Origin of the sequence: Nonomuraea antimicrobica (assembly GCF_039536965.1) — a bacterium.
GTDB classification, from domain to species: Bacteria; Actinomycetota; Actinomycetes; order Streptosporangiales; family Streptosporangiaceae; genus Nonomuraea; species Nonomuraea antimicrobica.
On record NZ_BAAAZP010000226.1, the window covers coordinates 12,967 to 39,230 of the forward strand.

At 72.2% G+C, this 26,264-nt stretch carries 19 protein-coding genes; 6 read left to right on the forward strand and 13 right to left on the reverse strand.

The window, feature by feature from the left end:
• Positions 1-76: 76 nt before the first annotated feature.
• Positions 77-1,081: a serine hydrolase domain-containing protein gene (locus ABD844_RS48170; protein WP_344895207.1), complete on the reverse strand. Its 1,005-nt coding sequence runs from the start codon at positions 1,079-1,081 to the stop codon at positions 77-79.
• A gap of 415 nt (positions 1,082-1,496) precedes the next feature.
• Between ABD844_RS48170 and ABD844_RS48175 the strand changes: the two genes are divergently transcribed.
• Complete coding sequence (locus ABD844_RS48175; RefSeq protein ID WP_344895210.1) at positions 1,497-1,931, forward strand: CBS domain-containing protein; 435 nt, start codon at positions 1,497-1,499, stop codon at positions 1,929-1,931.
• Positions 1,932-2,066: 135 nt separating this feature from the next.
• Here ABD844_RS48175 and ABD844_RS48180 read toward each other — a convergent pair whose 3' ends face one another.
• Genes ABD844_RS48180 through ABD844_RS48195 form a run of 4 tightly spaced genes read right to left on the reverse strand, consistent with a single transcriptional unit; the run spans position 2,067 to position 6,067 of the window.
• Positions 2,067-2,873, reverse strand: a complete 807-nt coding sequence (locus ABD844_RS48180; protein WP_344895213.1) for a carbohydrate ABC transporter permease — start codon at positions 2,871-2,873, stop codon at positions 2,067-2,069.
• A complete protein-coding gene (locus ABD844_RS48185) occupies positions 2,870-3,853 on the reverse strand; it encodes a carbohydrate ABC transporter permease (protein WP_344895216.1) in 984 nt (327 codons plus the stop codon). The genes ABD844_RS48180 and ABD844_RS48185 overlap by 4 nt, the downstream gene beginning before the upstream one ends.
• A 4-nt stretch (positions 3,854-3,857) precedes the next feature.
• A complete protein-coding gene (locus ABD844_RS48190; RefSeq protein ID WP_344895219.1) occupies positions 3,858-5,081 on the reverse strand; it encodes a sugar ABC transporter substrate-binding protein in 1,224 nt (407 codons plus the stop codon).
• Positions 5,078-6,067: a LacI family DNA-binding transcriptional regulator gene (locus tag ABD844_RS48195; protein ID WP_344895222.1), complete on the reverse strand. Its 990-nt coding sequence runs from the start codon at positions 6,065-6,067 to the stop codon at positions 5,078-5,080. Before ABD844_RS48195 ends, ABD844_RS48190 begins: the two co-directional genes overlap by 4 nt.
• 89 nt (positions 6,068-6,156) lie before the next feature.
• On the opposite strand from ABD844_RS48195, the gene ABD844_RS48200 reads away from it, so the two are divergent.
• Positions 6,157-8,214, forward strand: a complete 2,058-nt coding sequence (locus tag ABD844_RS48200) for an amylo-alpha-1,6-glucosidase (protein WP_344895225.1) — start codon at positions 6,157-6,159, stop codon at positions 8,212-8,214.
• Between the two features lie 26 nt (positions 8,215-8,240).
• On the opposite strand, the gene ABD844_RS48205 is transcribed toward ABD844_RS48200, so the two are convergent.
• Genes ABD844_RS48205 through ABD844_RS48215 form a run of 3 tightly spaced genes read right to left on the reverse strand, consistent with a single transcriptional unit; the run spans position 8,241 to position 15,717 of the window.
• Complete coding sequence (locus ABD844_RS48205) at positions 8,241-8,756, reverse strand: hypothetical protein (protein WP_344895228.1); 516 nt, start codon at positions 8,754-8,756, stop codon at positions 8,241-8,243.
• A gap of 11 nt (positions 8,757-8,767) precedes the next feature.
• Positions 8,768-15,337, reverse strand: coding sequence for a hypothetical protein (locus ABD844_RS48210; RefSeq protein WP_344895232.1), 6,570 nt, complete (start codon positions 15,335-15,337; stop codon positions 8,768-8,770).
• A complete protein-coding gene (locus tag ABD844_RS48215) occupies positions 15,337-15,717 on the reverse strand; it encodes a YbaB/EbfC family nucleoid-associated protein (RefSeq protein WP_344895235.1) in 381 nt (126 codons plus the stop codon). Before ABD844_RS48215 ends, ABD844_RS48210 begins: the two co-directional genes overlap by 1 nt.
• 83 nt (positions 15,718-15,800) lie before the next feature.
• Here ABD844_RS48215 and ABD844_RS48220 point away from each other — a divergent pair, with 83 nt between their 5' ends.
• The 3 genes from ABD844_RS48220 to ABD844_RS48230 all read left to right on the forward strand — a co-directional run bounded on the left by ABD844_RS48220 (position 15,801) and on the right by ABD844_RS48230 (position 19,212).
• Positions 15,801-16,106: a hypothetical protein gene (locus tag ABD844_RS48220; RefSeq protein WP_344895238.1), complete on the forward strand. Its 306-nt coding sequence runs from the start codon at positions 15,801-15,803 to the stop codon at positions 16,104-16,106.
• Between the two features lie 73 nt (positions 16,107-16,179).
• Complete coding sequence (locus tag ABD844_RS48225) at positions 16,180-17,097, forward strand: RNA polymerase sigma-70 factor (protein ID WP_344895241.1); 918 nt, start codon at positions 16,180-16,182, stop codon at positions 17,095-17,097.
• A gap of 132 nt (positions 17,098-17,229) precedes the next feature.
• Entirely contained in the window at positions 17,230-19,212 is a 1,983-nt protein-coding gene (locus ABD844_RS48230) for an APC family permease (RefSeq protein WP_344895244.1), read from the forward strand.
• Here ABD844_RS48230 and ABD844_RS48235 read toward each other — a convergent pair.
• From ABD844_RS48235 to ABD844_RS48250, 4 genes are all read right to left on the reverse strand, one after another.
• Complete coding sequence (locus tag ABD844_RS48235; RefSeq protein ID WP_344895247.1) at positions 19,209-19,988, reverse strand: aminotransferase class IV family protein; 780 nt, start codon at positions 19,986-19,988, stop codon at positions 19,209-19,211. The genes ABD844_RS48230 and ABD844_RS48235 overlap by 4 nt on opposite strands.
• 156 nt (positions 19,989-20,144) lie before the next feature.
• On the reverse strand, positions 20,145-21,353 hold the full coding sequence (locus ABD844_RS48240; RefSeq protein ID WP_344895250.1) for a cytochrome P450: 1,209 nt from the start codon (positions 21,351-21,353) through the stop codon (positions 20,145-20,147).
• A 419-nt stretch (positions 21,354-21,772) separates the two neighbouring features.
• Positions 21,773-22,549: an LLM class flavin-dependent oxidoreductase gene (locus ABD844_RS48245; protein ID WP_344895254.1), complete on the reverse strand. Its 777-nt coding sequence runs from the start codon at positions 22,547-22,549 to the stop codon at positions 21,773-21,775.
• Between the two features lie 123 nt (positions 22,550-22,672).
• The gene (locus ABD844_RS48250; RefSeq protein WP_344895257.1) at positions 22,673-24,121 is read right to left on the reverse strand and encodes a serine/threonine-protein kinase; all 1,449 of its coding nucleotides are present in this window, start codon (positions 24,119-24,121) and stop codon (positions 22,673-22,675) included.
• A gap of 499 nt (positions 24,122-24,620) precedes the next feature.
• Between ABD844_RS48250 and ABD844_RS48255 the strand changes: the two genes are divergently transcribed.
• Complete coding sequence (locus ABD844_RS48255; RefSeq protein WP_344895260.1) at positions 24,621-26,009, forward strand: APC family permease; 1,389 nt, start codon at positions 24,621-24,623, stop codon at positions 26,007-26,009.
• Between the two features lie 21 nt (positions 26,010-26,030).
• On the opposite strand, the gene ABD844_RS48260 is transcribed toward ABD844_RS48255, so the two are convergent.
• Positions 26,031-26,231: a hypothetical protein gene (locus ABD844_RS48260; RefSeq protein ID WP_344895263.1), complete on the reverse strand. Its 201-nt coding sequence runs from the start codon at positions 26,229-26,231 to the stop codon at positions 26,031-26,033.
• Positions 26,232-26,264 lie beyond the last annotated feature (33 nt).

Here is a 26,264-nt window from a genome sequence, read left to right on the forward strand (position 1 = left end):
AACCGTCCATGGGCGGATCCTGATTGGCGCTTGGCACGACCATGGAACATCCCCGGAGGCGCCGCCCGGTCGCGCGTCAGGGTGACGGGCGGAAACCGGCCTCGTAGAGGTCGGTGAAGGTGGCCAGGAAGTCGTTCCAGTCGCCGTTCAGGTTGGCGACCAGCGTACGGGCCCCGTCGCGGTCGCCCATGGCGTACGTCATCGAGCCCTGGATGTACCCGCCGCCGCCCCAGAGCGTGCGCCCGGAGGGAAGCCGCTGGCAGTAGACGCCGAGGCCGTACCGGGTGTCCGGCAGCCAGTCGGCGCCCTCCGTCGGGACTGTGGTGAACATCTCCTCGTGCAGCGCGGGCGGGAGCAGGCCGCCGCCCAGCAGGGCCCGCAGGAACCGGTGCAGGTCGGAGGTGGTCGAGACCATGCCGCCCGCCGCCCCGGCCCAGCTCAGGTCCGCGCCGGTCACGTCGTGCACCTCGACGGGACGGCCCATCTCGTCGGCCTTCGAGTAGTGGCGGGCGTGCGGGTCGCGGAGGGGGTGGCCGTCGCCGGGCAGGTACGTGCCGGTGAGGCCCAGGGGGCGGGCGATGCGCCGGTCGATCTCATCGGCCAAGGTCGAGCCCGTCGCGCCTTCGATGATCATGCCGGCCAGGCTGTAGTTGACCTTGGAGTAGATGAACCGCCTTCCCGGCTCCTCGGGGCCGGGGGGCTGCTGCCCGGGGAGGGCGTCGGGCAGGCCGCTGGTGTTGTTGAGCAGGTGCCTGATGGTGATCCTGGTGCCGTCGGCGCCCAGGTGCTCCTCCACCACGCCGGGCAGCCATGTGGCGACCGTGTCGTCCAGGGTGAGCCCGCCGTCGGCCACCAGGCGCAGCACCAGCGTGGCGGTGAACGCCTTGGTGAAGCTGCCGATGCGGAAGTGCTCGCCCGGCCGGCGGGCGCGGCCGGTGCCCAGGTCGGCCACGCCCGCCGTGCCGAACCAGGGCTCGCCGCCCCCGTCCCGCGACTCCGCGACGATGCCGGGACCGCCGCCGTCGGCCACGGCCCGGTCGAGGGCGCGCTGAAGGTCTGTACGGGCATGGAGAACGGACATGTCTTGCCTCCCGGGGCAGGAAAGGGGGAACCGCAGCGACACGCTGCACAAGCAACGCTAGTTGACTAATCCCCAATTAGTCAACGCGAGTTGCTTAGCATGGGCGCGTAGCGGCGACGAAGGCGCACGTATTTCGGGGAACCTCACGGGGGCAACTCACGGGGGGCAAAAGGACAGCGCCGCCCCGGTCAGTGCGTGAGCGAGGGCGGCGCCTCCCTGTTCCTTCCCTCGGACACCACGGTCCACACCGGTCCCAGGGCTGTTTCGTCCGGGATCCGGCGACCGCCCGCCCGCCCGAGCGCGCCCGCCCGGCGTGGCGGGCCTCCGCGCGATTTCCGGTGGCACGGGGTGAGGCCCCGTCGGCTGGGTAGGAGGGCGAGGAGGAATGGCCGTCCATCGTCTTGGGAGGCATCCCATGGACACTTCAGGATCCGGCAAGACCGTCCAGGACGTCATGCACCAGGGAGCAGAGTGCATCGGCGAGCATGAAACCCTGCGCGTAGCGGCACAGATGATGCGCGATCTGTCGGTCGGCGCGCTGCCGATCTGCGGCGACGACGACCGGCTCAAGGGCATCATCACCGACCGGGACATCGTGATCAGATGTTGCGCCGAGGGCCGCGACCTCGAGGGGACCACGGCCGGTGAGCTGGCTCGCGGGCTGGTGTGGGTGGAGGCCCGCGCCGACGTCGAGGAGGCCCTGCAGAAGATGCACAAGCACCAGATCAAGCGCGTGCCCGTGATCGACGGGCACCGCATCGTGGGCATGGTGAGCGAGGCCGACCTGGCAAAGGAGCTGCCGGACGCCAAGCTCGCCGAGTTCGTCCACCGGGTGTACGCCTCGGCCTGACGGACGTCCCGGCCGCCGATCGGCCGGAACGTCCGTACCACGAGGAACGGGGGCGTGGCGGGAGCCACTCCAAGGGCGGTGAGCCACCCCAGGGCGGCTCACCGCCCCCGTACGGCTCGTCGTCGTGTGCCCGCCTCAGCCCTTCTCCGCGCCCTCGTTCTGGTCGCGGATGAAGTAGCGCTGGAAGACGACGAAGATGATCGCGACCGGGATGGTGGCCAGGAGCGCGGCGCCGAGCTTGAGCGGGAACTGGGAGCCGCCGCCGAGCGAGCCGCTGACCAGGTCGGCCAGACCGCGCGGAAGCGTGAACAGCCCCGGGTCCTGCACGGCGACCAGGGTGTGCGGGAACTCGTTCCACGAGCTCTGGAACGACAGGATCGTCAGCGTGACCAGCGCCGGTCGCGCCATCGGCAGCACCACCGACCAGAACACGCGGAACGTGCCCGCGCCGTCCATGCGCGCCGCCTCCTCGACGCCGTGCGGGATCGACTCGAAGAACTGCTTCATCACGAACACGCCGGCGGCGTCGGCGACGAGCGGCAGGATCAGCGCCAGGTACGAGTCGTACATCCCCAACTGGTTCAGGACCAGGAACTTCGGGATGAACAGCACCACGCCCGGCACGGCGATGACCGCGACCACCGTGACGAACAGCCCGCGCCGGCCCCGGAAGCGCAGCCGGGCCAGCGCGTACCCGGCCATCGAGTCCAGCAGCACCCGCCCCAGCGTGACCACGACGGTGACCAGCAGCGAGTTCCCCAGCCAGATCGGCATGTCCGTGCCGAGGAACACCCGCTCGAAGCCCGCCAGCGTGGCCGGGTGCGGGATGGGCGAGAGCGGGTTGGCCGCGGCGTCGGGGTCGGTCTTGAAGGCGTTGGCGATCTGGATGACGAACGGGTAGATGAAGATGACCGAGAAGACGGCCAGGACGACACGTCTCATGCCCTGCGCTCCCTCATGACCCACCGCTGGAACAACGTCAGCAGCACGATGATCAGGAAGAGCACGAACGAGATCGCCGTGCCCGCGCCGTAGTCGAAGTCGCGGAAGGCCGTCCGGTACGACAGGAACGCGGGCGTCAGCGTGGTCTTGGCCGGATCACCCTGGCTCATCACGTAGATCTGGTCGAACACCTGCCACGTGCCGATCAGCCCGAGCGTCAGCACGAGGAACATCGTCGGCTTGAGCTGCGGCAACGTCACTCGCCAGAACCGCTGCCGACGGCTCGCGCCGTCGATCTCGGCGGCCTCGTCGAGCGTCTTCGGGATGTTCTGCAGCGCCGCGAGGAACATCAGCATGAACGTCCCGGCCGTCGTCCACACGACGAGCACGATGATCGCGCACATCGCCACGCTCGGCCCCGACAGCCAGTCCCACCAGGTCAGCCCCAGCAGGCCGTGCTCGGTGAGCGCCGCCGGCGGCTCGCCGAGCAGCAGGTGGATCACCCCGCGCGGGTCGGAGAACCACTGCGGCCCGTCCACCCCCACGAACGCCAGGAGCTGGTTGACCGCCCCCGAGTTGGCGAAGAGGAACAGGAACACCACGCTGATCGCCACCGAGCTGGTCACCGACGGGAAGTAGAACGCGGTCCGGAAGAACGTCTTGCGCTTGTTCACCGCCAGCGCCAGGAACAGCGCGAGCGCCGTCTGCAGGGGCACGACCGCGCCCACGTAGTAGATGTTGTTGCGGATGCTGGTCATGAAGTTCTCGCGGGCCAGCCCCTCCTCGGCGAACAGGCGCGCGTAGTTCTCCCCGCCCACGAACGGCACGCCGGCGCGGAACGGACTGCCCTGCCCGTTCCATCCCGTCAGGCTCACCCAGAACGCCATCAGGATGGGCAGCAGCACGAACAGCCCGAGGATCACCACCACCGGCGCCACGAACAGCCACCCCGCGAGGTTCTCCCTGGTACGGCTGCGCATGATGTCAGCCGATCGCGCTCTCGGTGTTCTTCTGCAGCCTGGCCAGGATCGCCTTGGGATCCTGGTCGGCGAGCTGCTGCAGCCCGGCGTCGAAGTCGGACAGGACGCTGTCCATCTTGGGGACGTTCACCGGGCCCTGCGCGTACTCGGCGCCGTTGACGAACGCGGCGTCGGCGGGGAACTCCTTGAGGTAGGCGTCCTTGGCCGACTGCCGGGACGGCATGACGCCGAACGCCTTGGCGAAGGTGAGCTGCTGGTCGGCCTTGGTCATGGCCTCAACGAAGTCGATGGCCGCGGCCTTGTTCTTGGACTTGGCGGCGATGCCCCAGCAGTTGGTGAACGACAGCGTGCCCTTGCCCGCGGGCCCGGCGGGCAGCTCGTGCGCGGAGAACGCCACGTCGGGATAGTCGGCCGTCATCGCGCCCTTGATCCAGTTGCCCTCGATCGTCATCGCGGTCTTGCCCTTGCCGAGCGCCTCGCCGCCCCATTCGGTGTCGAGCGCCTTGGCGTACTGGATCTGCTTGCCGGTGAGCAGCTCCTTGACGTACTCCAGCGCGGCGAGGTTCTCCGTGCTGTCGCCGGTGGCCTGCTTGCCGTCCTTGCTGGTGATCCAGCCGCCCGCCTGCACCATGAAGACGCCGAGCCGGTCGCGGCTCTCGTTGAACGCCAGCGGCGTCACGTCCTTGATCTTCTTGGCGACGGCGGCCAGCTCTTCCCAGGTGGTGGGGATGTCGTCGTCGGTGAGCCCGTTCTCCTTCCACACCGTGTCGTTGACGACGAGGGCGAGGGTGGAGAAGTCCTTGGGCGCGCAGTAGAACTTGCCGTCGTAGGTGAACGTCTCGCGCAGGCTCGGGTAGAAGTCCTGGCTGTCGGAGATCTTGTCCCCGTACGGCTCCAGGGCGCCCACGCTGGCGTAGTCGGCGAAGCGGGAGGCGTCGACGTAGAACACGTCCGGCGGGTTGCTGCCCGCCAGCCCTTGGCCGAGCTGCTGGTGGATGTCCTGCGCCGGGGTGACGACCGCGGTGTTGCCGCTGGCCTTGGCCCACGTCTCGGCCGCCTGCTTGACCGCGTTCGTCTCGGCGTCGCCGGAGGAGGCCATCAGGACCTGCAGCGCGGCCGGGCCGCTGGACTGCTGCTGCGGCGCGGCCTGCTGATCGTCGAAGCCACTGCCGCAGGCGGTGGCGGACAGGAGCACGGCGGCCGCCGCGGGGATCGCGAGACGTTTCATGGGCGGGGGTCCTTTCGAATGACCAGGGTGGGACTGAGCAACAGGGGGGAGGAGGCGGGCGCCTCCGTGGGCCGGTCCCCGATCCGGCCCGAGAGCTGATCCGTGAGCAGCTCCACGCAGCGAGCGGCGGCCTCGGCGAGAGGCTGGCCGAGCGAGGTGAGCCCGATGGCGGCGGCCACCGGGGTGTCGTCGAACCCGACGACGGCGGGGGTGACCTGGAGCGCGCCGAGCGCCACGGCGTCGCTGACGCAGACCAGGGCCGTCGCCCCGCGCCGCACCAGCTCCTGCGCGGCCACCCGCCCTTGGGCGGTGGTGCCGTCGGTCTCCAGGGCCAGGCCGGTGTCGAGCCCTTCCGCGGCCAGCGCCCTGGACCAGCCCGACCGGCGGTCGTCGCCGACGCCAGAGCCGGTCTCCCAGCCGACGAAGCCGATCCGGCGGTGCCCGCCGGCCAGCAGGTGACGGGTCGCCGCCTCGGTCCCGGCGGCGCCGTCCACGTCCACCCAGGGGTGGCCGGCCTCCGCCGCGCCCCAGGGCCGGCCGAAGGTCACGAACGGCAGTCCGCGCCGGGCCAGCCAGGAGGTACGCGCGTCGCCGTGGTGGGTGCCCGTCAGCACGAACCCGTCGGGCTCGAACTCCCCCAGAAGCTGATCGATCGTGGCGATCTCGGAACGGTCGTCAATGGCGGTGTAGAGCAGCACGCGGTAGCCGGACCTGGCCGCCGACTCGGTGAGACCGTGCAGGAAGCGGTCGTAGACGTTGATCCCGTCCTGGGTCGTCTCGATCCGCGTGGCCAGCAGCCGCGACCTGCCGGTACGCATCTGCCTCGCCGCGGCGTTCACCCGGTAGCCGAGCGCCTCCACGGCGGCGAGCACGCGCTGCCGGGTCTCCTCCTTGACCACCTCGGGGGAGTTCAGCACGTTCGACACCGTCTGGCGGGACACGTTGGCGTAACGGGCCACATCGGCGATCGTCGCCTTTTCCGCCATTCATGACCTTTCTGGGGGTTTGATCGATCAAACTGATATATGACAGGATTAGATCGTTCAAATCAACGGAGTGTCAAGGGGTTCTCACAGTGGCCGACCATCACCTGCAACCGCTGCTGCACGACCTCGTCAGCACCGTCCTGGCGCCGACGACCGCGCTCAGCGGCACCGACGGCCAGATCAGGGCGGCCGGGGTGCAGGGGCTCTTCCACGCCGACGCACGGGTGCTCTCCCGGGCCGGGCTGGAGATCGACGGCCGCGAGCCGGAGCCGATCGGTCATGCCGTACCGGCCCCCGGGGTCTCCCGCTTCGTCGGCCTGGCCCGCTGGCTCGGCGACCCGGGACCCGACCCGACCGTCCGGATCGACCGCGTACGCGTGGTCACGCCCGGCGCCATGGACGAGGAGATCACGATCGCCTCCACCGCGGCCGAGCCCGTCACCTGCACCGTCTCCATCACGCTGAGCTGCGACTTCGCGCCCATCGAGGTGGTCAAGTCGGGCGGCGCCGCCGACCCGCTCCCGCCCGCCGTGAGCGGCGGCGAGCTGACCTGGCAGACCGGCGGCATCCGCGTCACCGTCGCCGGTCCCGGCTTCGAGGCGGACGGCGCCGGGCTGCGGCGGGTGGTGACGGTCGCGCCCCGGCAGCGGGTCACGCTGCGGTGGGGCGTCAGCGTGGAGGACCCGAAGGCGGCGGTGACCGCGCCGCCCGGCCCGCCGGAGTGGAGCCGCCCGGAGATCGAGGCCGACGACGCCCGGCTCGTCCGGCTGATCCGCCAGTCGCTCGACGACCTGGAGTCACTGCGCCTCACCGAGACCGCCGCGCCGGGCGACACCTTTCTCGGCGCGGGCGTGCCCTGGTTCCTGACGCTCTTCGGCCGCGACAGCATCTGGGCCGCCCGCATGCTGCTGCCGCTCGGCACCGAGCTGGCCGCGGGCACCCTGCGCGTGCTGGCCCGCCGCCAGGGCGTCAAGGTGGACCCGGGCTCCGGCGAGGCCCCCGGCAAGATCATGCACGAGCTGCGCAGGGGCGAGTTCACCGTCGAGGGGAACGGGCTGCGCCTGCCCGCCGCCTACTACGGCACCATCGACGCCACCCCCCTGTGGATCAGCCTGCTGCACGACGCCTGGCGCTGGGGCATGCCGCAGGACGAGGTGGGCGCGCTGCTGCCGGTGCTGGAGGCGGCGCTCGGCTGGCTGGACGAGTACGGGGACGCCGACGGCGACGGCTTCCTCGAGTACATCGACACCAGCTCGCGGGGCCTGGCCAACCAGGGCTGGAAGGACTCCGGCGACGCCATGCGCTTCCACGACGGCAGGCAGGCCGAACCGCCCATCGCCCTGGTCGAGGTCCAGGGCTACGCGTACGAGGCGGCCGTCGCGGGGGCCGCGCTGCTGGAGGCGTACGGCAGGCCGGGGGCCGAGCGCTGGCGCGACTACGCGGGGCGGATGGCGGAGCGCTTCCGCGAGCGGTTCTGGGTGGACGCCGGCTACCCGGCGCTCGCCCTCGACCGCGACAAGCGGCCGGTCGACGCGCTGACCAGCAACATCGGGCACCTGCTCGGCACCGGCATCCTCACCCCCGCCGAGGAGCTGCGCATCGCCGAGACGCTGCGGGACCCGGCCATGTCGGGGGCCTTCGGGCTGCGGACGATGTCCACGGCCGACGCCGCGTTCAGCCCTCTGTCGTACCACTGCGGCTCCGTCTGGACGCACGACACCGCGATCGTCATCTCCGGGCTGGCCCGTTCCCGCCACGGCGAGGTGCCCGCCGCGCTCGCCGCCGACCTGGCCGAGGGGGTGCTGTCCGCCGCCGAGGCGTTCGGGTACCGCCTGCCCGAACTGCACGCCGGGGACGATCGCGCGCTCATGGGGCGGCCGATCGCGTACCCGGCGTCGTGCCGGCCCCAGGCGTGGTCGGCGGCGGCGGCCGTGGCCCTCCTTCAGGCCGCCGTCGGGCTGTATCCGGACGTTCCCGGCGGCCGGGCGGTGGTCCGCCCGCTGCCCGGGGCGCCGCTCGGCGCACTCGCGGTGCGCGGGCTGCGGGTCGCGGGAGCGCCGGTCGACGTGGCGGTCGACGGGTCCGGGGCGGTGCGCGTCACGGGGCTGCCCTCAGGGGTCTCGCTCGCGCAGCAGCCGGGCGACTGAGCACGGCGGGGCTTGCGGTCGGGGTCTCAGGGGCCGGTACGTGCGTTCACGGTGATCACCCCGGCCGTGTGCAGGCTGGTCAGCAGGCTCCAGTCGTCGGCCGGGTCGAGCCAGACCTGTAGGTCCGCGGGGCCGCCCGGTCGGGGCAGCGCCCCGTGGGGCTCGTAGTAGGTCGCGACGAGGACCAGGGGGACCGGCGCCTGCCAGCGTACGGGGGCGGGCGGCTCGTGCCGTCCGCCCAGGATCACCGCGCGTTCGGCCGGGCCGCACGCGTCCAGCCGCCCCTCGTCCGCGAGCCACGCCTGCAGCCTGACCTGGACGTCCAGGGCGAGCCGCACCCGCGCCGCCGCGCGCTCCGCGCCGGTGGCGAGCCCGTCGTAGCCGGGGACGAGCATCCCGACCAGCTCGACCGGCTCGTCGGCGTAGCCGCGGCGGGTGCCGCCCGCGTGGATCATCTCGAAGCGGTACGGCCGGCCGTCGTCCTTGGCGGGCGGAACCGGCGGCGGGGCCGTCGCCGAGGTGTTACGGATGATCACAGCCATCGGGCGGCCTCTCATTCGGTGCCCACCGGGGGGAGCGCCCAGCGGGTGGCGGCGTACAGGGCGGTGATCTGCGCCTTGTCGGCCTCCCGCCAGAACAGCTCGTCCACCATACGGCGGAAGGAGAGGCTGCCCTCCTCGGTGAGGTCCGGCTCGGGGACGCCACGGAGGCGCTCGGCGTGCGTGCCGAGCCGGTCGTGGTGGCCGCCGTTGGGCGGAAGGCCCAGCGTCGCGAGCCGGAGACCGGCCTCGACCGTCGCGAGAGAGAGCTTCAGATGGGCCTGGATCACCGCCGGGTCGAGCGAACCGTCCCACACCCGGAACTCGACGTGGTCCTTGGCCGACCCCCTGACGCCGTCCAGGTTGAGCACGACGTTGCGGCGGGTGTCGGCCTGCCGCACCGCGCTCACCGACGCGTAGCCCGTGCCGGGCAGTTCGTTGGGGTGGCAGTACTCCAGGCCCCGGTGGCTCTCCAGCTCGGGATTGTGCGCGAGCCGGAAGAACGTGTCGGTGTGCCGCTGGACGTAGGTCACGAGGGTGACGTGGTTCGGCACGAGGTGGTCGTAGTCGAACGTGCCGACGTGGTTGTGCCCACCGGTCCTGACACTCGCCCATCCGCCGTGCGACTGGATGATCTCGCAGGCGAGGGCGAGGTTCTGCCAGGTGGCCCGCTCGTCGTACAGGATGGGCGGGACCAGCTCGCCTCCGACCGAGCTGTCCATTTCCAGCAGCCACAGGCCGCGCCCGCCGTCGCCGGGGCGTCCCGAGCGGTAGCCCCGATCCTTCATGGCGTGGTACGAGTGCGCCTGGGCGTCGGCGGTGAGTCCGGCCTTGTGCAGGTCATGGGCGAGAGCCAGCCTGCGCTGGCCGAGACCGCTGGGCGGCAGCTCGAACTCGATCTCCGGGCCGAACCCGCGCCCGCCTTCGCGGGCCCCCAGGGACGCCGTGGCGTCCTCCATCATGTAGGGGACCACCTGCTCTCCCCTGACCGCGCGTTGCACCGCCGCCTCGTACGCGCGCCGGTACGCCGCGAAGTCCCTCGTGTAGGACACCTCGGGGTGGTCCGGCCAGCGTTGCCACGACCTGGCCCGAGCCTCCAGCGCGGCGACCCGGTCCCGCGCCACCGCGACCAGGGGGTCCCTGACGGGCAACCGCGACAACGCACCGCGGCGGAGCGGATGGGCCCGCTCGTACGCCTCCCGCGCCTGCGCGTGCTCGCGGACCGCCGCCTGACGGGCGTCCCGGACGGCCGACGGGGAGAGGTCGTGCGGCCCCGGCGTCTCCAGTCCCTGCGGCCCGACCGGCTCCGGCCGGTTCGCGTAGTGGGTCAGGGCGTCGAGCACCTGACTCCGATCGACCGGCCCGAACAGGTCGAAGCCCGCCCGCTGGATCTCGGCCGCCCGTGCCGCCAGCCGTGGCGCGGAATGGTCGAGGCCCGCGTCCCCCGCCAGGCGGCGCAGCGGGTCCAGCGCCCACATCCGCGACAGCGACTCGGAGCCCGTGATCTCGGTCAGCCGGGCCAGCGCTCGCGCCTCGTCGTTCCCCGGGCTCCGGATGCCGCGATCGACCGCGATCGGCAGCCCGTCCCACAGGTAAGGGTCCCGCGCCCGGTGGGCGGCGAGGAGGCCGGCGGCCTCCTGAGGGCCGCGTACCCGGGTGAGATCGGCGCCGTGCGCCCGCGCGTCCTCGGCCAGGCGAACGAGCTGCTCCACGTGGCGTCCCTGCCCGACCTGCTCGGCCAGGCGCTCCAGCGGAGAGAGGAAGGAGTCGGGGACCGTGTCGCGGCGGCGGGTGACGAGCTCGTCCAGGAGAGCGAGCGTGCGGGTCGCCTCCACGGTGGGGTCGGTCAGGGCGTACCTGTCGGCGAGCAGCGCGCCCTCCCACAGGCGCGGGTCCTCCAGCCGGAACCGGTCCATGGCCGCGAGGAAGTCCGCGGCGCTGGTCCGCACCGCCAGGAGGTGCCCTTCGTTGAAGGCCGTCTGGACCACCGGGATCAGCTCCCGGGTGGTCCGGAGGCCGTGCTGCTGCCGCAAGGGTCGGACCAGGCTCTCCGCCCTGCTCCGGGTGTAGGGCTCCCCTGTCATCGCGAGCAGCAGCCCCACGGTCCGCGCCTGCCCGGGGGTGACCTCCCTCAGCCCGAACACGGACCGGTGCTGTCGTCCCGACCAGCGGAGCCGGTCGACCTCCATGGCCCGCGTGAGCACGGCGACCAGGGCTGCCCGGCCGCGCGCGCTCTCCGGGGACAGGTCGGCCATCCGGGCATCGTGGAAGAGATCCACCAGGGCGTCGGTTTCGAGTGCCATGTCGAACTCGGCGGCCACGTCGCTGATCGCCCGTCGCGGGTTCGGGTCGCCGAGAGCCCGGCTCATCGACGCCAGGGCCAGCGCCGTCCTGTCGCTCTTGTCGGTGACCGGCAGGACCTCGGCCAGGCGGCGGCCCTCGTCCAGGAGTTGCTCGTCCGGCCCGCCGTCCCGGTTCTCGGGGGCGCCGTTGAGCAGCCGTTCGATCCGGTTCGCCGGGCCGTCCTGGGCCGGTCCGGCGGGCCCCGGAGGGTCGCCCGGCGTCCAGCGATAGACGATCGCGGCCGCCTCGGCGAAGTTGCGGGGCCGCGCGTCCGCCACCCCCCAGAGGTCGCCGGGGAACGGAGGGCCGGGCACCCGGGGGTCCTGCCCGACCCGCCCCACCCCTTCCCGGACAGCCGCCCCTACGGTGGCCTCCTCCGGCGCGACCGCCTTCGGAGCAGCCACGTCCGAGGTCGCCGCCTTCGGAGCGGCCACGTCCGGGTTTGTTGCCTTTGCGGTGGTCGCGGCCGGTTCGTGGCCCACCAGGACGTGTTCGAGCTCCGCGCGCAGGCCGGGCCAGGCGTGGGCGAGGTCCGGATGCAGGTCGAGGCGTGACACCTCCCGCAGCGGCACCCACACGTTGTCGAGGGACTCCACGGACGCGGGCCACACGTCGGCCAGGCCGAACATCTCGCCGATGACCGTGTCGTGCACCCAGCCGCCGTGGTCGTCCCGATGGACGCCCCGCACCGTCACCTCGCCCGGGTCCAGCCGGTTCCGCTCGGCGACCCCGCGGAGAGCGGCGGGGACCGGGTCCTCGCCGCCGTCGCGCGGGCTGCCGGGCAGATCCCAGGTCCCCCCATGGTCCGTCTCCATGGAACGCAGTTGCATGAGGACGCGGACGTCGTCACCGGAGACGCGGTGGTAGGCCAGCAGACCCGCCCGCCCTTCGGTCCCCTGGTGACTGTGTCCCAGCGCGCACTCCGTCCATCGGTTGCCGGACTGGGCGACCTGCCAGCCGGGCGGGAGGCTGGCCGCGCCGGGATCGGCCGGGACGACGTGCGGCGGGTGCCGCACGGTCACCTCGCCCGGCCCGGCGAGCAGCACGAACTCGCCGAGCGGAAGCTGGCCCATCCCCGTCCACGGCGTGGCCAGCACGCGCGAGGCGGGGAAGACGCCTGCCATGACCACACCCTCGCCCAGGGTGTACCGCTTGGCGACGCCCGGCGTGGCGCTCCACGACTGCAATGGCAGACCCGGTGGAGCCTGGACGACCTCGCCGTCGGCGACGCCGTTCAGGCCCGCGATCGGGTGGCCCTGGTCGAGCCTTATCCCCCGGTAGAGCACCAACTCCTCGATGCCGTACCGGGCCAGCTCGCGCTGGCTCAGCTCGTACTGCCGGCGGAGGAAGTCGCGCCGCATGTCGCCGTTGCTCGCGTGGTACTTCCTGGCGGTCCTGTTGCGGCTGGGATCTCCGTACGTCTGCAGGTCGACGAGGTTGGTCAGACCGAACTCGTCGGCCGCGGCCAGGTTCATGGCCAGCCGCGGCGGCAGAATCTCGCCCGCGCCGAATCCCCACGACTTGAGAAGCTCATCGACCGCCAGGCGTCTGGCCGTTTCCAGCGCCTCGGGCGAGTCGAACGGCATCTGGCGGAGGATCCGCCGGTCCTGCGCGGGCTCGCCTGGGCCGCCCGCCAGGTCCGTCAGGGAGTTCCTGTCGACCGCCAGCCAGGTCCTGATGGTCCTGCCCACGACGTGCCGCTCGGTGAGCACGAGGTAGAACCCCGGATCGCCGACCCGCTCGCGGAGCCCCTGCTTCTGACCTCCGGCGAGCATGTCCTTCGTGGACGAACGCATCGAGTCCATCAGGCCCTTGACCGCGGTGGCGTAGGAGGTCTGCCAGGCGAGAGCGCTGACCGGGCGGTACTGGCCGTCCTGGCTGAGCAGGGCCGCCACCCGGCGCGTCGCGGGCTCCATCTGGCCCAGGTCGTCGGGCAGCGCCCTGGAGCGGGCCGCGGACGGGCCGGGGTCGCCCTGGCGGAGGGGGCCGGTGACGGGTGTGTCCAGGGGCCTCCCCGGGCCTCCCGGGTCAGCGGGACGCGGCCGCACCGCCGCCACGTCCGCCACGGTCGCTGGAGGGGGATCCGCGAGGGCGGCCTCGGACGGACGATCCACACCGGTCGGCGCTTCGGCGGGACGGACCGTGACGGGCCCCGCCACCGCCGTCTGAGTCGCGCCCGTCCCGTCAGGAACCCGTCCTCCCGGATCCGGCTGCGGCCCTGCCCGATCCGGGAGCGGCCCTGCCTGGTCCGGGAGTGGTCCTGCCTGGTCGGAGGGATGTCCTGCCCGGTCCGGGAGTGGTCCTCCCCGGTCCGGGAGCGGTCCTGCCTGGTCGGAGGGACGTCCCACCGGGTCCGGGAGCCGTCCTGCCGGGTCCGGGGAAGGTGTCCTGGTCAGCGGCGACGCCTGCGGATCGCCCGCCTGCGCGGTGTCCCGTACGGTGTCCTGCGCGCGTGGCGCGTGGGGCGCAGGGAGGGCGGGATCGTCCGTGCGGGACTGACCGGCCCGGTCGTGGGTCCGGTCGTGACCGGCCGGTGGCGGTTCGGCCGCGCCGCTCCTGGGTTCCGTGCGGCCCTGGGCACTCGGCTGGGCCGCCTCCCGTTCCGAGGCGCTGTCGGAGGCCCTGTCGGAGGCACTGTCCGTGGTGCCGTCGAGGGCGGGAGGGCTGTTCGCCGACATGGTGGCCGGGAGCAGCGAACTGCGCGGCAGACTCGCCGGGCTCCCGGCCTCCGCCCGCGGGGCGGCGGGGCCCGTACCGTCAGCGGGCGCAAGCTCGGCAGGCGCACGCCCACCCGGGGCCCGCTCAGCCGGAACCCGCTCACCTGGAACGCGGTCAGCCGGGGCGCCGTCGCCCGGGGCCCGCTCGCCCGAGACGGGGTCGGCCGGGGTGGGGTCGGCGGGGACCCGCCCGGCCGTGGCACCGTCGGCCGAGGAGCCGTCGGCCGGAGGCCGGCCGGACTGGGCGCGTTCGGCCGTCGGAGGTTCCGGTGGGCGGGGCGGTGGTGCGCCTTGGGCGGTGCTGTGCCCGCCGCCGTCGGGCACGGGCGTCTCCCTGCGCCCGACGACCTTGCCCGCGACCGACTCACCTTGGTAAGGCTGGGAGAGATAGATCAGCGTTCCTGAGGGGACCTTGCCCAGGTCGTCGGGAGTCCCGCCGTCCGCGCCCCGCGGGGGTGGCGGCGGGCCGGGAGGCGGCGGCCCGGGGTCATCGCCCGAGGTCAGCATCGTGCCGGTCTCCCCGCCCGGAGCGTACGCCGAGCCGGCACCGGACGGATGACCGCCGATCGCGGCGGTACTCATCATCGGCAGGTAGCCCACCCGAGCCGCCGCCGGGACGTCCACACCCCCCGCGACACCGGAGATGAACGAATAGGCCAGATGTTCGGCATCGAGCCGCCCGCTGAGCGCCAGCCCCGGGACCGAACCCCCGGTGGCCGCCACCCCGCCCACCAGCGCCTGCCCGTACAAGCTCTGCGTGATCGCCACAACCCTGTCACGCACCGCCAGCTCGGCCTTCGACCCGAGATACACCATCTGCCGGCTCAGCAACCGCGACAACCCCGCGTTCACACCGGTGAACAGCACCCCGGTCAGCGCCCCGCTCCCCACCGACACCGCCAGCGAGCCGAAGTCGATGTCGCCCGGCTCGCGCACCCCGAACCCCCACTGCAGAAGCTGCACAAGGGCGTCCAGCCCGCCCATGATCCCGCCGAACAACAACGTGTTACGCAGCACGAGCTTCTTGAACGTCTGAATGCTCATCCGCGTCATCAGCGCTTGATGCTGGATGAGCCGTAACACCCCCGGACCGTTCACCGCGATGAACACCAGCAGCCGGACGATCATCAGACCGAGCAGCGCCAGCGACGCGTAGATCATCCACTCGGTGTGCTCCATCCGCACGCCGTGCTGCCGCAGCGACGCCGCCTCCTCCCGCAGCGCCCGCTCCAGCAGATCGATCAACGTCTGCCGCTCGCCACCACCCTCCTGCTCACCACCCAGCATGGCGAACAACCGCTCGAACGCGTCCTTGGCCGCTCCCTGCCACTCATGGCCGCTCAGCAGCCGCACGACCGAGCCCGCGCCCTCCACCTCGATCGCGGCGAGATCGTCCGCCAGGCTCTCCAGCGCCCGCGCCTCGGCGATGATCCCGGGCACGTCGGCCTCGGGAACCGCCCCGCCCGTCAACGGCAGCGCCAGCGGCCTGACCACCTCGGGCACCAGGCTGAGGTCGAGCCCCATCAAGTGGTGCCGGGCGGCCGCGGGAGGAACGACTCGAAGTCCGTCCCCTCTCCGAAGAGGTCGTCGAAGGGCAGGTCAGGCACGAAGGGCTCCATCAGCTCCTTCATCCCGGCGGAGACCTGCCGGGTCGCGTGCCCGATCTGCTCGACGACGCAGGCGGACAGCTCGGACGGCGACAGCCGGCGATAGACGCGAGGGTCGAACTCGATCGTCCGCACCTCGCCACGGGGGCCGACGGTCACGGTCACCATGCCGTCCTCGGACGTCGCGGTCGCCGACAGCTCCCGCGCCTTCCGCTGCATCTCCTTGAGCTGCTCGGTCTGCTGATTGACCTCCTGGACGAGTTGCTCCAGCAGCCGCCACGACTCATCCGCCGTCATCCGCCGTCCCTCACAATCATCACTTAAGCATCAAAAGTCTCCTTTACACCATTGTTTAGGTACTTTCGGTAAGCTGCCTACCCGTGGACCTCGACGGCGTCGCCTACAGCCCCAGCAACCTGAACCGCCTGGCGTGCGCGGCGGACGGCATGGCCGGGGACGTGTTCGGCGTGCGGTCCGGGTTCGAGACGTCGTGGGGCGTGACCCGTACCGCCCTGGGCGACGACGACTACGCCCGGACGTACCTCCAGGCGAAGGGCGGGCGGGTGGAGAGCATCGCCACCGGGCTCAGCCTGCTGGTCGCCACCCTGCTGGAGCACGAGAACAAGCTCGGACGGGCCTCGGCCACGTACGAAGCCTGCGAAGACGCCAGCACCCTGCGCGGCTGACGGCCGCCGCCGTGATCTGCCCCTTTCCGGGTATGCGGACGGGAACGATCGCCGGGACAGGGGGACGACGACAGTGACGGACGCGGCACCGGCGAACGGATCCGGCGATCCCGGCGAACCCGGCGATCTCGACCGGGCGGCGGCGGTGTTCGACGGCGTGCGCCCGCGGCTGTTCGGGATCGCGTACCGGATGCTGGCCAGCGTGAGCGAGGCCGAGGACCTGGTGCAGGACGTCTGGCTGCGCTGGCAGGGCTACGACCGGGCCACGGTGGACAACCCGGCCGCGTTCCTGGCGACGACGACCACCCGGCTGGCCATCAACGCCGCGCAGTCCGCCCGCGTCCGCCGCGAGACCTACCTCGGCCCGTGGCTGCCCGAGCCCGTCGACACCGGAGCCGACCCGCATCTCGGGGCCGAGCGCGGCGAGGCGCTGGAGTTCGCGGTCCTGCTGCTCCTGGAGCGGCTCTCCCCCACCGAACGGGCCGCGTACGTGCTGCGGGAGGCGTTCGACTACCCCTACGGCCAGATCGCCGGGATCGTCGGGCTCAGCGAGGTGGCCGTGCGCCAGCTCGTCAGCAGGGCCCGCAAGCGCGTACGCGTCGAGCGCCGCACGCCCGTGCCCAAGGCCGAACAGCGCAGGCTGCTCACGGCGTTCGTCAGCGCGGCCCGCTCCGGCGACCTGGCCGCGCTGGAGGAGCTGTTCGCCGCGGACGTGACGAGCTACTCCGACGGCGGCGGCAAGGCGCGCGCCACCCGGTTCCCGGTGGTGGGCGCGTCGCGGGTGGCGAAGTACGTCAGGGCGTTCGCCCGCCACTTCTGGGCGGGCGTCGAGGTGGCGTGGGCGCAGACCAACGGGCAGACCTCCGCGCTGCTGAGCCGCGACGGCGTGGTCTTCACGGTGCTCACGGTCGACGCCTCGGCGCAGGGCATCGACCAGGTGCTGTGGATGATGAACCCCGACAAGATCACCGCCGTCTCCGCCGAGGGCTGACGCCCGGCCGGCGCAGCCCCCCTGCCCTGGCCGGCGAGTGGGTCGCGTGCGGCGCGCCACCAGGCTCCGCGATCACCCAGTCGATTACGCTGAGTGACGAAGGGAGACCGCGATGCATGTGACCGCCGCCCCGTGACCGAGTGGGCGAAGCGGCTCCTGGTCGGCCGGCCGCTGCGGACCACGAGCCTCCATCGGCAGCTCCTCCCCAAACGGCTGGCGCTGCCGGTCTTCTGCAGCGACCCGATCTCGTCGGTGGCGTACGCGACCGAGCAGATCATCATGGCCCTCACCCTCGGCGGCCTGGCCCTGCTGCACCTCACGGGCTGGGTGGGGGTCGCGATCGTGGGCGTGCTGGCCGTCATCGTCCTGTCCTACCGGCAGACCTGCTACGCCTACCCCAACGGCGGCGGCGCGTACGTCGTCGCCCGCTCGAACCTGGGCGTCAACGCCGGCCTGGTCGCCGCGAGCGCGCTGCTGGTCGACTACGTGCTGACCGTGGCCGTCTCGGTCGCCGCCGGGGTGGACGCGATCACCTCGTACGCGCCCGGCCTCCAGCCCTGGTCGGTCGCCCTGAGCGTGGCCTGCATCGCGGTGCTCACCGTGGTCAACCTCAGGGGCACCCGCGAGTCGGGGCGCGGGTTCGCCGTGCCCACCTACGCCTTCATCGCCACCGTCTACGTGATGTTCCTCTTCGCGGCGTGGCGGCTGCTGACCGGCGAACGGCCGCGCGCGACCAGCGCGGACTTCACCATCGAACCCTATTTCCAGCCCGCGGGTCTGGTGGCGATCTTCCTGGTGCTGCGGGCGTTCGCCTCGGGCTGCACCGCGCTGACGGGCGTGGAGGCGGTCAGCAACGGCGTGCCCGCCTTCCGCCCGCCGAAGAGCAGGAACGCGGCCAACACGCTGGCCGTCATGGGCGCGCTGTCGATCACCATGTTCTCCGGGATCACGGCGCTGGCCCTGCTCACGGGCGTACGGATGATCGACCCCGACCATCCGGGCCGGATCGCCGGAGCGCCCGCCGACTACGTCGAGCCCACGGCGCTGGCCCAGATCGGCCAGGCCGTCTTCGGCGGCGGCATCCTGTACGCCCTCCTCCAGGCGACCACCGCGGCCATCCTGATCATGGCCGCCAACACCGCCTACAACGGCTTCCCCATGCTGGCCTCCATCCTGTCGGCCGACTCGTTCCTGTCCAGGCACCTCCACAAGCGCGGTGACCGCCTGGTCTTCAGCAACGGGATCCTGCTGCTGGCCACCGCCGCGGCCGTGCTGCTCGTCGTCTTCGACGCCAACAGCTCCCGGCTCATCCAGCTCTACATCATCGGCGTCTTCGTCTCGTTCACGCTCAGTCAGACCGGCATGGTGGTGCACTGGCAACGGGCGGGCGGGCCGCGCGCGCCGGGGGTCCTGCCGCGGCAGGCGATCAACGCGGTCGGCGCGGTGGTGACCGCCGTGGTGCTGGTGATCGTCCTGACCACCAAGTTCCTGAACGGCGCCTGGCTGGTGTGCCTGGCGATGCCGGCGCTGTTCCTGACCATGAAGGGCATCCGGCGGCACTACGACCAGGTACGCGTGGCGACCCGGCCGGGCGCGGCCGTGGACCGTCCGGCCAGCGGCCACGCCATGGTGCTGGTGTCGCGGCTGAGCGCCCCGGCCCTCCAGGCGGTCGCGTACGCGTCGGTGTCCCGGCCGGCCGGGCTGGAGGCCGTACACGTGTGCGTCGACGAGGAGGAGACCCGCGAGCTGCGCGAGGGCTGGCAGCGGTACGCCCCCGACGTGCCGCTGACGCTGATCGACTCGCCCTACCGGAGCATCGTGGGCCCCATCCTCGACCACATACGCAAGCGCCGGGCCCGGCACGCCGGGCAGCTCGTCACCGTCTACATCGTCGAGTACGTGATCGGACGCTGGTGGGAGCGGGCCCTGCACAACCGCATGACGGCACGGCTGCGCAAGCGGCTGCTGCTGGTCGGCGGGGTGACGGTGACGCTGGTGCCGTACCGGCTGGCCTCGGGCGAGCGCCGCGCCGCGGAACCGCGCCCGCCGCGCCTGGCCACCCGCCTCGCGCTGCTGGCCGGGCGCACGCCACCGCGCGACCCCGGCTCGGATTAGAGGCGTTCAGGGGGGATCTCGTCGTACTTCTCGCGGAGGGTGTCGAGGATCGGGTGCTCGCCGGGCAGGACGAGGTCGTCGATGAGGCTGATGGGACGGACGCCGATCGCGGCGTTGGTGGCAAAGGCGGCCCGCATGCCCGGCAGGTCTCCGGAGTGGACCGGCCGCACGACCGTGGCGTCGTGGGCCCGCTGGAGCAGGCGCATGGTGACCCCGTCGAGCACCTCGGCGCGCGGCCAGACGACGTGTTCGCCGTCGAAGAACCCGGCGTTCCAGGTGGTGCCCTCCGAGACGAAGGACGCGTCGTCGAGGAACAGCGCGTCGTCGAAGCCGTCGAGCTGGGCCGCTCGGCGGCTGTGCAGCACGCCGAACAGTCCCACGTTCTTCACCCGCGGCAGGGCCCGCTGGTGCCGCGTCGTACGGACGCGCAGCGGGGGGAGCGGCAGGATCGGCGCGGGCCGGGTGGTGACCAGGATGCGCGGGCGCGCCGCGGCCCCGGGGCGGCTCACCTCCAGGTCGGGATCGAAGACGGTGACGCGCACGACGATCGTGCCGTCGTCGCCCTCGACCGCCTGCCTGATGTACGCGCGCGCCCGCTCCTGGTCGAGGTCGGCCCCGAACGTGACCAGGCAGTCACGCCCGAGCCGCTCCAGATGCAGGGGCAGGCCCCGGACGCGCCCGCCGTCCACCCGCAGCGTGGTGAAGTGGCCGTAGTTGGCGAGCCCGAGGGCTTGGAGCATGTCAGCGGAGACGGGTGTCCCGTCGAGTAGCGCCATGGCGCGAGTATCGCGACCGCCCTCACCGAAGAGGTCACCGGCCCCGGTCACGGCCCGCTCACCCGGCCGCCCGGCCGGTTGAGCGGGCCGTCGCGCACGGTGCCCCCGTTCCGGCCCGCTCACGCGGACGTGAGCGGGCCGGACCTCCACGGTCAGTTACGGCTGGACGACCAGCGGGAGCCTGCGCACGCCCGTCATGGTGGGCGTGGGCATGAACACCGCGGGGTCGCCAGGATCGGTGCGCAGTGACGGGAGCCGGTCGAGCAGGATCTCCATCGCGACCCGCCCCTCCAGCCTGGCCAGGGGCGCGCCCAGGCAGAAGTGGATGCCGCGGCCGAAGGCCAGGTGCGGGTTGGGGTCCCTGCCGGGGTCGAAGACGTCGGGGTCGGGGAACTGGCGTGGATCCCGGTTGGCCACCGCGGCCCAGAGCAGGAGCATCTGGTCGGCCGGGATGGTCGCGCCGCCGATCTCGACCTCGCGCGTGGTGGAGCGGCCCAGAGCGGCGAACGGGGTGAAGAAGCGCAGCGACTCCTCGATGACCGCCGGGATCGTGGACCGGTCGGCGCGTACCCGCTCCTGCTGCTCGGGGAAGGCGTCCAGGGCCAGCACGGTGTTGCCCAGCAGCATCGTCGTGGTGATGTGCCCGGCCAGCAGCAGCACGATCGCGAAGTTGACCACCTGGTCGTCGGGCAGCCGTTCGCCGTCCACGTCGGCCTCGACCAGCTTGGTGAGCAGGTCGGCGCGGGGCCGTCGGCGGCGCTCGGCGGCGTGGTCGGCGAGGTACCTCGTCATCTCCCGCCACGGCGCGAACGCGGCCTGGAGGTCCACGTCCTGGGTCTCGGCGGGTTCCTTCAGTGAGATCTTCTGGTCGCGCTCGAACAGCCCGTCGGCCCACTGCTTGAACAGGGCGCGGTCGCTGCTGGGCACACCCAGCAGCTCGGCGATGACGATGACCGGCAGCGGGTAGGCCAGGTCGGTCACCAGCTCCAGCCGTCCGCGCTCCCGGGCCGCGTCGAGCAGCTCGTGCGTGAGAGCCGCGATCCGCGGCTCCAGGTCCGCGACGATCCTGCGGGTGAACGCGCTGCTGACGAGCTTGCGCAGCTTGCCGTGCTCCGGCGGGTCGATCTGGGTGAGGAAACCCGACAGCGAGAACTCCTCGTCGTCGGGCATCAGCCCCTTCGGGAGCACGCGCATGGTGTCGGAGGAGAACGTCGCGGGGTCACCGAGGATGTCGTGCATCTCGGGGTAGCCGTAGACGTTCCAGATTCCGGTGGTGGGATCGAACTCGACCGCCGGGCCCGATCGCGGGCCGTGCAGCCAGAAGTGCTGTTTGGAGATGTCGTACCGCTCGACGATGGTCGCCATCGCCTCTCCTCAGTCGTAGATCCGCTTCTTCGGTGATGACCTTCCACGGACGGAGAACGAGCACACACCGATCCCTGTCCGCGGTCGGTCGCGGGGTTCGGTGGGTTGCTAACGCGGGACGAACCTGTGCCCGCGGGCACGGAGGTGGGACATCGACCCCCGGCACGCGACGGCTCGGACGGCCTGATGGCGATCTTCGGTGGGCACGGGCGCCTCCCCATAGTCAGCCCGACATCACATTGCCGACCAGACTTCCCGGCGCTCCACCATCGACGGTAACAGCGCTCGACCGGCTCCGCCAGACATGCGTGACAGACGTCACCACGATCGCCCCCGGTTGGGTCCTGGCCCTCCTCCTCGACCTGGGCATCGGCCCATGAGCCGCCGTACTTGCAGACCGGACCGGGTCACCGGGGCCGTCAGCGGGGCGGGCCGGCGGAGATCGTCGCGAGGGCCTCCTCCGGCCCGCCGCGCCACCAGCCCATCGCCTCGACCCACCACGTCATGCCCGCCGCCGCGTAGCCGTCGACCAGGCCGTCCGCCGCCCGCCCCTCCAGCACCACGTCGAACCCGTCCAGCGTGCCCCGCTGCTCCCGCAGGAAGTCCACCACCCGCGCGAACTCCGCGACCGGCACCGCCCGCTCCTGCCCGTAGTCGCGGAAGGTGGGCATCGCCCCGTCCCACCATACGGCCCGCCGGAACCCCGCCCGCGTCGGCCACCGCCCCGGGCACCAGACCGGGATCCTCGGCCGCTGGACCGGCGACGGCGGCAGCCGGCCCCACAGCCGGGTCACCTCCTCCAGGCCGCTGTCCAGCCGGGCGGCCCGGGCCTTCAGGTCGGGGTCCTCACCGAAGTCCGCGTACTCGGCGTCCTGCGACCCGAGCCCGGCGCCGAAGACCAGCCTCCCGCCGGACAGCACGTCCAGCGTCGCGGTCTCCTTCGCCACCATCTGAGGACGCCGCCGCGGCAGTGCCACCATCAGCACGCCGATCCGGACCCGGCGGGTACGGGCCGCGATCGCCGACAGCACCACCGTCGGGCTCACGACCGGCCATGCGGGATCGGGGTAGATCAGGTGATCCCACAGGAAGACCCCGTCCCAGCCGTGTTCCTCGGCCGCGACGGCCAGATCGACCAGGAGCGCGGGATCCCCGAACGCTCCGACGTTGGGCAGCCCGACCGCGAATCGCACCATGCCCCAAGGCTATGCTCCCGAAGATCCGGCCGCCCCTCACACGCCCCCCGCGGACGGCGTGTCGACCGGCCGCGTGGGACGGCGTCGAGGTCCGCGGGGTTGCCGCATCGCGTCCCCGTCCCGCTACAACCCTTCGACCAGGGCCACGATCACCGAGGTCAGCGCGATCGGCCCCATCACGGCCACGCTCACCACGGTCGCGCGGTGGCCGGGCAGGAGGCGGGCGAGGGTGCGTGAGGCGGTGCGGCGCACCGCGCCCGCGCCGGGCAGCACGAACAGCCCCAGCGTGAACACCCCCGCGGCCAGGGACTCCGCGTGCCCGGCGCTCAGACGCCCGGCCGTGTTCAGGAAGCCCGCGGCGGCCAGGCCGACCGCCAGCGACAGCGCCAGATGGCCCGCCGCCACGAGCGCGGACTTCGACAGCGTCCGCCCGGTGTCGCCGAAGTAGTGGTCGCCGACGCGCAGCGCCAGCGTCAGCCCCGCCACCACCAGCCCCACGACGACCGGCATGACGACGGTCAGCGCCGCCAGCGTCACGAGCCCGAGCACCCCGACGAACCCGCTCCCGGCCAGGAACCGCCGCAGGTCGAAGGGCTCGGCGGGACGCGGGGCGGGGCGGCGCTCCTCCGGCCGGCCCGCCTGGACGGTCGGCGCCGGGGCCGGGTGCTCCTCCTCCCGCTGCGCCGGGCCGTATTCGACCGGCGGGAGCAGGTCGGAGACGGTGTGCATGGTCAGCGTACGGCTGCCGAGCCGCGCGCCCTCGCCGGGCCGGGCCGCCGGATCGAGCGCCCCGGTCATCCGCAGCAGCTCCCGCGCGCCGGGCCGGACCGCGGGGTCGACCTGGAGCGCCCGGCCGAGCCAGTCGCGCAGCCAGGCGGGCGCCTGGTCGAGCTGCGCCCGGCCTTCCATGGTGTTGAAGCAGACGGCCTCGAACGTCCCGGTGCCGAACGGCGGCCGCCCCGTGGCCGCGAAGAACACCGTCGAGGCCAGCGCGTGCACGTCGGCCGCCTGGGTGATCTGCGAGTCGCGGATGATCTCGGGCGCGAGGTAGCCCGGCGTGCCGACGAACATCCCGGTCTGCGTGAGCCTGGCCGCGTTCACCAGGTGGGCGATGCCGAAGTCGATGACCAGCGGCTCGCCGTCGACCAGCATGACGTTGGACGGCTTGAGGTCACGGTGGATCACCCCGGCCGCGTGCACGTCCACCAGCGCCCGGCACAGCCCCTGGGCGAGCTTGATGACCTCGCGCGCCGCCAGCGGGCCCTCGGTCAGCACGGTGTCCTCCAGCGTGCGGCCCGCGACGAACCTGGTCACCACGTACGGCTGCCCGCCCGCCAACTCGGCGTCGATCACCTCGGCCACGTACGGGCTGCGCACCCGCCGCATGGTCTCCACCTCGCGGAAGAGCCGGTCGCGCGCCTTGAGGTCGGCGGCCACGTGCGGGTGCAGCACCTTGATCGCCACTTCGCGGCCCGCAGGGTCGACACCGAGGTGGACGACGCCCATGCCGCCCTCCCCGATCTTCCCGATCACCCGGTAAGGGCCGAGATGCTCCTGCGTCTGCGTGCTCATTCCCGACGTCATCCTCCGTGTTCCCCATCGCACCGTGCTCCCGCGCGCCCGGTGCTCCCATACGCCCACATGTCCGTAAGTCCACAAGCCCGTACGTCCACAGGCCCGAATGCGTACAAACCCGCTCGCTCGGGCCTGGACATTGTCCCGCAGCGTCCCCCCGAGATGCACAGTAAGCGAAGATCTGGCCGAGTGCGCCGCCGCTGAGGGCCACGGGAGCCCCGCCGGACGATGCCCGGCCCCGGAAAGCCCGCCCCCGCCGCTCCCCCACCCGCCTCGTCCGGATCTGTCCGGTCTCGTCCCTCCGGCCCTCGTCGGGCCCGCCTTCGTCAGCCCAGCGTGACGACGTGTTCACAGATGACTGGAGGTGACCGTAAAGTGTCAGGATGACTGCCTAGATCACGAAGCCGCCGAGTGGCGTCCTCGCCTTCCGTGCCCGCGACGCCGGTACATGTCCATGCAGCCCTCGGGCTGACGTACGACAAGGAACAACCCCCTCATGGCTCAGATCAGTCCTCCCACTCCCGTCGAGGCCGGCGGTGATCAGCCCAGCCTGAAGCGCGTGATGGGGCCGGGCCTGTTGCTGCTGTTCATCATCGGCGACATCCTCGGCACCGGCATCTACGCGCTCACGGGCCAGGTCGCCGGCGAGGTGGGCGGCGCCGCCTGGCTGCCCTTCGCCGTCGCCTTCATCGTCGCGCTGATCACGGCGTGCTCGTACCTGGAACTCGTCACGAAATATCCGCAGGCCGCCGGGGCCGCCCTGTACGTGCACAAGGCCTTCGGGAAACACCTGCTGACGTTCCTCGTGTGCTTCGCGGTGATGTGCTCGGGCATCACCTCGGCCTCGGCGGCCTCGCGCGCCTTCGCCGCGAACCTCGCCACCGGCTTCGGCCTCGACGTGGGCAACGGCGTCATCCTGCTGATCGCCGTGGCGTTCATGCTCCTGGTGCTGGCCGTCAACCTCCGGGGCGTCGGTGAGAGCGTCAAGATCAACGTCGTGCTCACCGCGGTCGAGCTGTCGGGGCTGCTGCTGGTCATCGTGCTCAGCATGTTCTTCATCCTCGGCGGGCAGGCCGACTTCTCCCGCGTCGTCGCGTTCGAGACCCCCGCCGACAAGAGCGTGTTCCTCGCGATCAGCGCCGCGACGTCGCTGGCCTTCTTCGCGATGGTCGGGTTCGAGGACTCGGTCAACATGGCAGAGGAGACCAAGAACCCGGCGCGGATCTTCCCCCGCATGATGCTCACCGGCCTCGGCATCACCGGGGTGATCTACGTGCTGGTGTCGATCTGCGCGGTCGCCGTGGTGCCGGTCGGCACGCTGGCCGACAGCGAGACGCCGCTGGTCACGGTGGTGCAGACGGCGGCCCCCGACGTGCCGATCGCCGACCTGCTGCCGTTCATCTCGATGTTCGCGGTCGCCAACTCCGCGCTGATCAACATGCTGATGGCCAGCCGGCTCCTGTACGGCATGAGCAAGCAGGGCGTGCTGCCGCCCTTCCTGGCCAAGGTGAACCTCTCCCGGCGCACGCCCCACGGGGCGATCGTGTTCACCACCGTCATCGCCATCGGGCTCATCACGTTCGTCTCGCTGGTTCCCGACAGCCCGGTCGTGGCGCTGCTGGGCGGCACGACCTCGCTGCTGCTGCTCGCGGTCTTCGCAGGGGTCAACGTGGCCGTGCTCGTCCTGCGCAGGGACGACACCGGCACCGAGCACTTCAAGGCGGGCCGGGTCCTTCCCGTGCTGGGCACGATCACGTGCCTCTACCTGGTGCTGCCGTGGTCGTCCGGGCGCCCGGTGGGCCAGTACCAGATCGCTGGGGTGCTGCTGGCGATCGGGCTGATCCTGTGGGTGATCACCTGGTTGTCCCGGAGGAAGACGGCGTGACCGACAGCGCCCTGCGGCGGGCTATCCGATCTCCACCAGCGTGAACTCGATCTCGGGCACCGTCCGCCCGGTGGCGTGGTCGATGACGGCCACGCCCCACTGGGTGAACTCGGGGGTCTTGTCCCGGTAGCCGCGGTTGCCGCGCAGCAGGACCCGTTCGACGTCCCGCACGCTCACCGCGTGCGGGTGCGGCCCCAGGACGGTGGCCACCCGGAAGAACACGGAGTTGGCCAGCAGGATGTCACGGGCGCGCTC

Bases quoted from the DNA above. Each gene is read 5' to 3' on its own strand.
- ABD844_RS48210 (WP_344895232.1), bottom strand. From the start codon at position 15,337: ATGGGGCTCGACCTCAGCCTGGTGCCCGAGGTGGTCAGGCCGCTGGCG.
- ABD844_RS48170 (WP_344895207.1), bottom strand. From the start codon at position 1,081: ATGTCCGTTCTCCATGCCCGTACAGACCTTCAGCGCGCCCTCGACCGG.
- ABD844_RS48185 (WP_344895216.1), bottom strand. From the start codon at position 3,853: ATGCGCAGCCGTACCAGGGAGAACCTCGCGGGGTGGCTGTTCGTGGCG.
- ABD844_RS48190 (WP_344895219.1), bottom strand. From the start codon at position 5,081: ATGAAACGTCTCGCGATCCCCGCGGCGGCCGCCGTGCTCCTGTCCGCC.
- ABD844_RS48250 (WP_344895257.1), bottom strand. From the start codon at position 24,121: ATGAGCACGCAGACGCAGGAGCATCTCGGCCCTTACCGGGTGATCGGG.
- ABD844_RS48180 (WP_344895213.1), bottom strand. From the start codon at position 2,873: ATGAGACGTGTCGTCCTGGCCGTCTTCTCGGTCATCTTCATCTACCCG.
- ABD844_RS48255 (WP_344895260.1), top strand. From the start codon at position 24,621: ATGGCTCAGATCAGTCCTCCCACTCCCGTCGAGGCCGGCGGTGATCAG.
- ABD844_RS48205 (WP_344895228.1), bottom strand. From the start codon at position 8,756: ATGGCTGTGATCATCCGTAACACCTCGGCGACGGCCCCGCCGCCGGTT.
- ABD844_RS48240 (WP_344895250.1), bottom strand. From the start codon at position 21,353: ATGGCGACCATCGTCGAGCGGTACGACATCTCCAAACAGCACTTCTGG.
- ABD844_RS48245 (WP_344895254.1), bottom strand. From the start codon at position 22,549: ATGGTGCGATTCGCGGTCGGGCTGCCCAACGTCGGAGCGTTCGGGGAT.
- ABD844_RS48215 (WP_344895235.1), bottom strand. From the start codon at position 15,717: ATGACGGCGGATGAGTCGTGGCGGCTGCTGGAGCAACTCGTCCAGGAG.
- ABD844_RS48175 (WP_344895210.1), top strand. From the start codon at position 1,497: ATGGACACTTCAGGATCCGGCAAGACCGTCCAGGACGTCATGCACCAG.
- ABD844_RS48195 (WP_344895222.1), bottom strand. From the start codon at position 6,067: ATGGCGGAAAAGGCGACGATCGCCGATGTGGCCCGTTACGCCAACGTG.
- ABD844_RS48235 (WP_344895247.1), bottom strand. From the start codon at position 19,988: ATGGCGCTACTCGACGGGACACCCGTCTCCGCTGACATGCTCCAAGCC.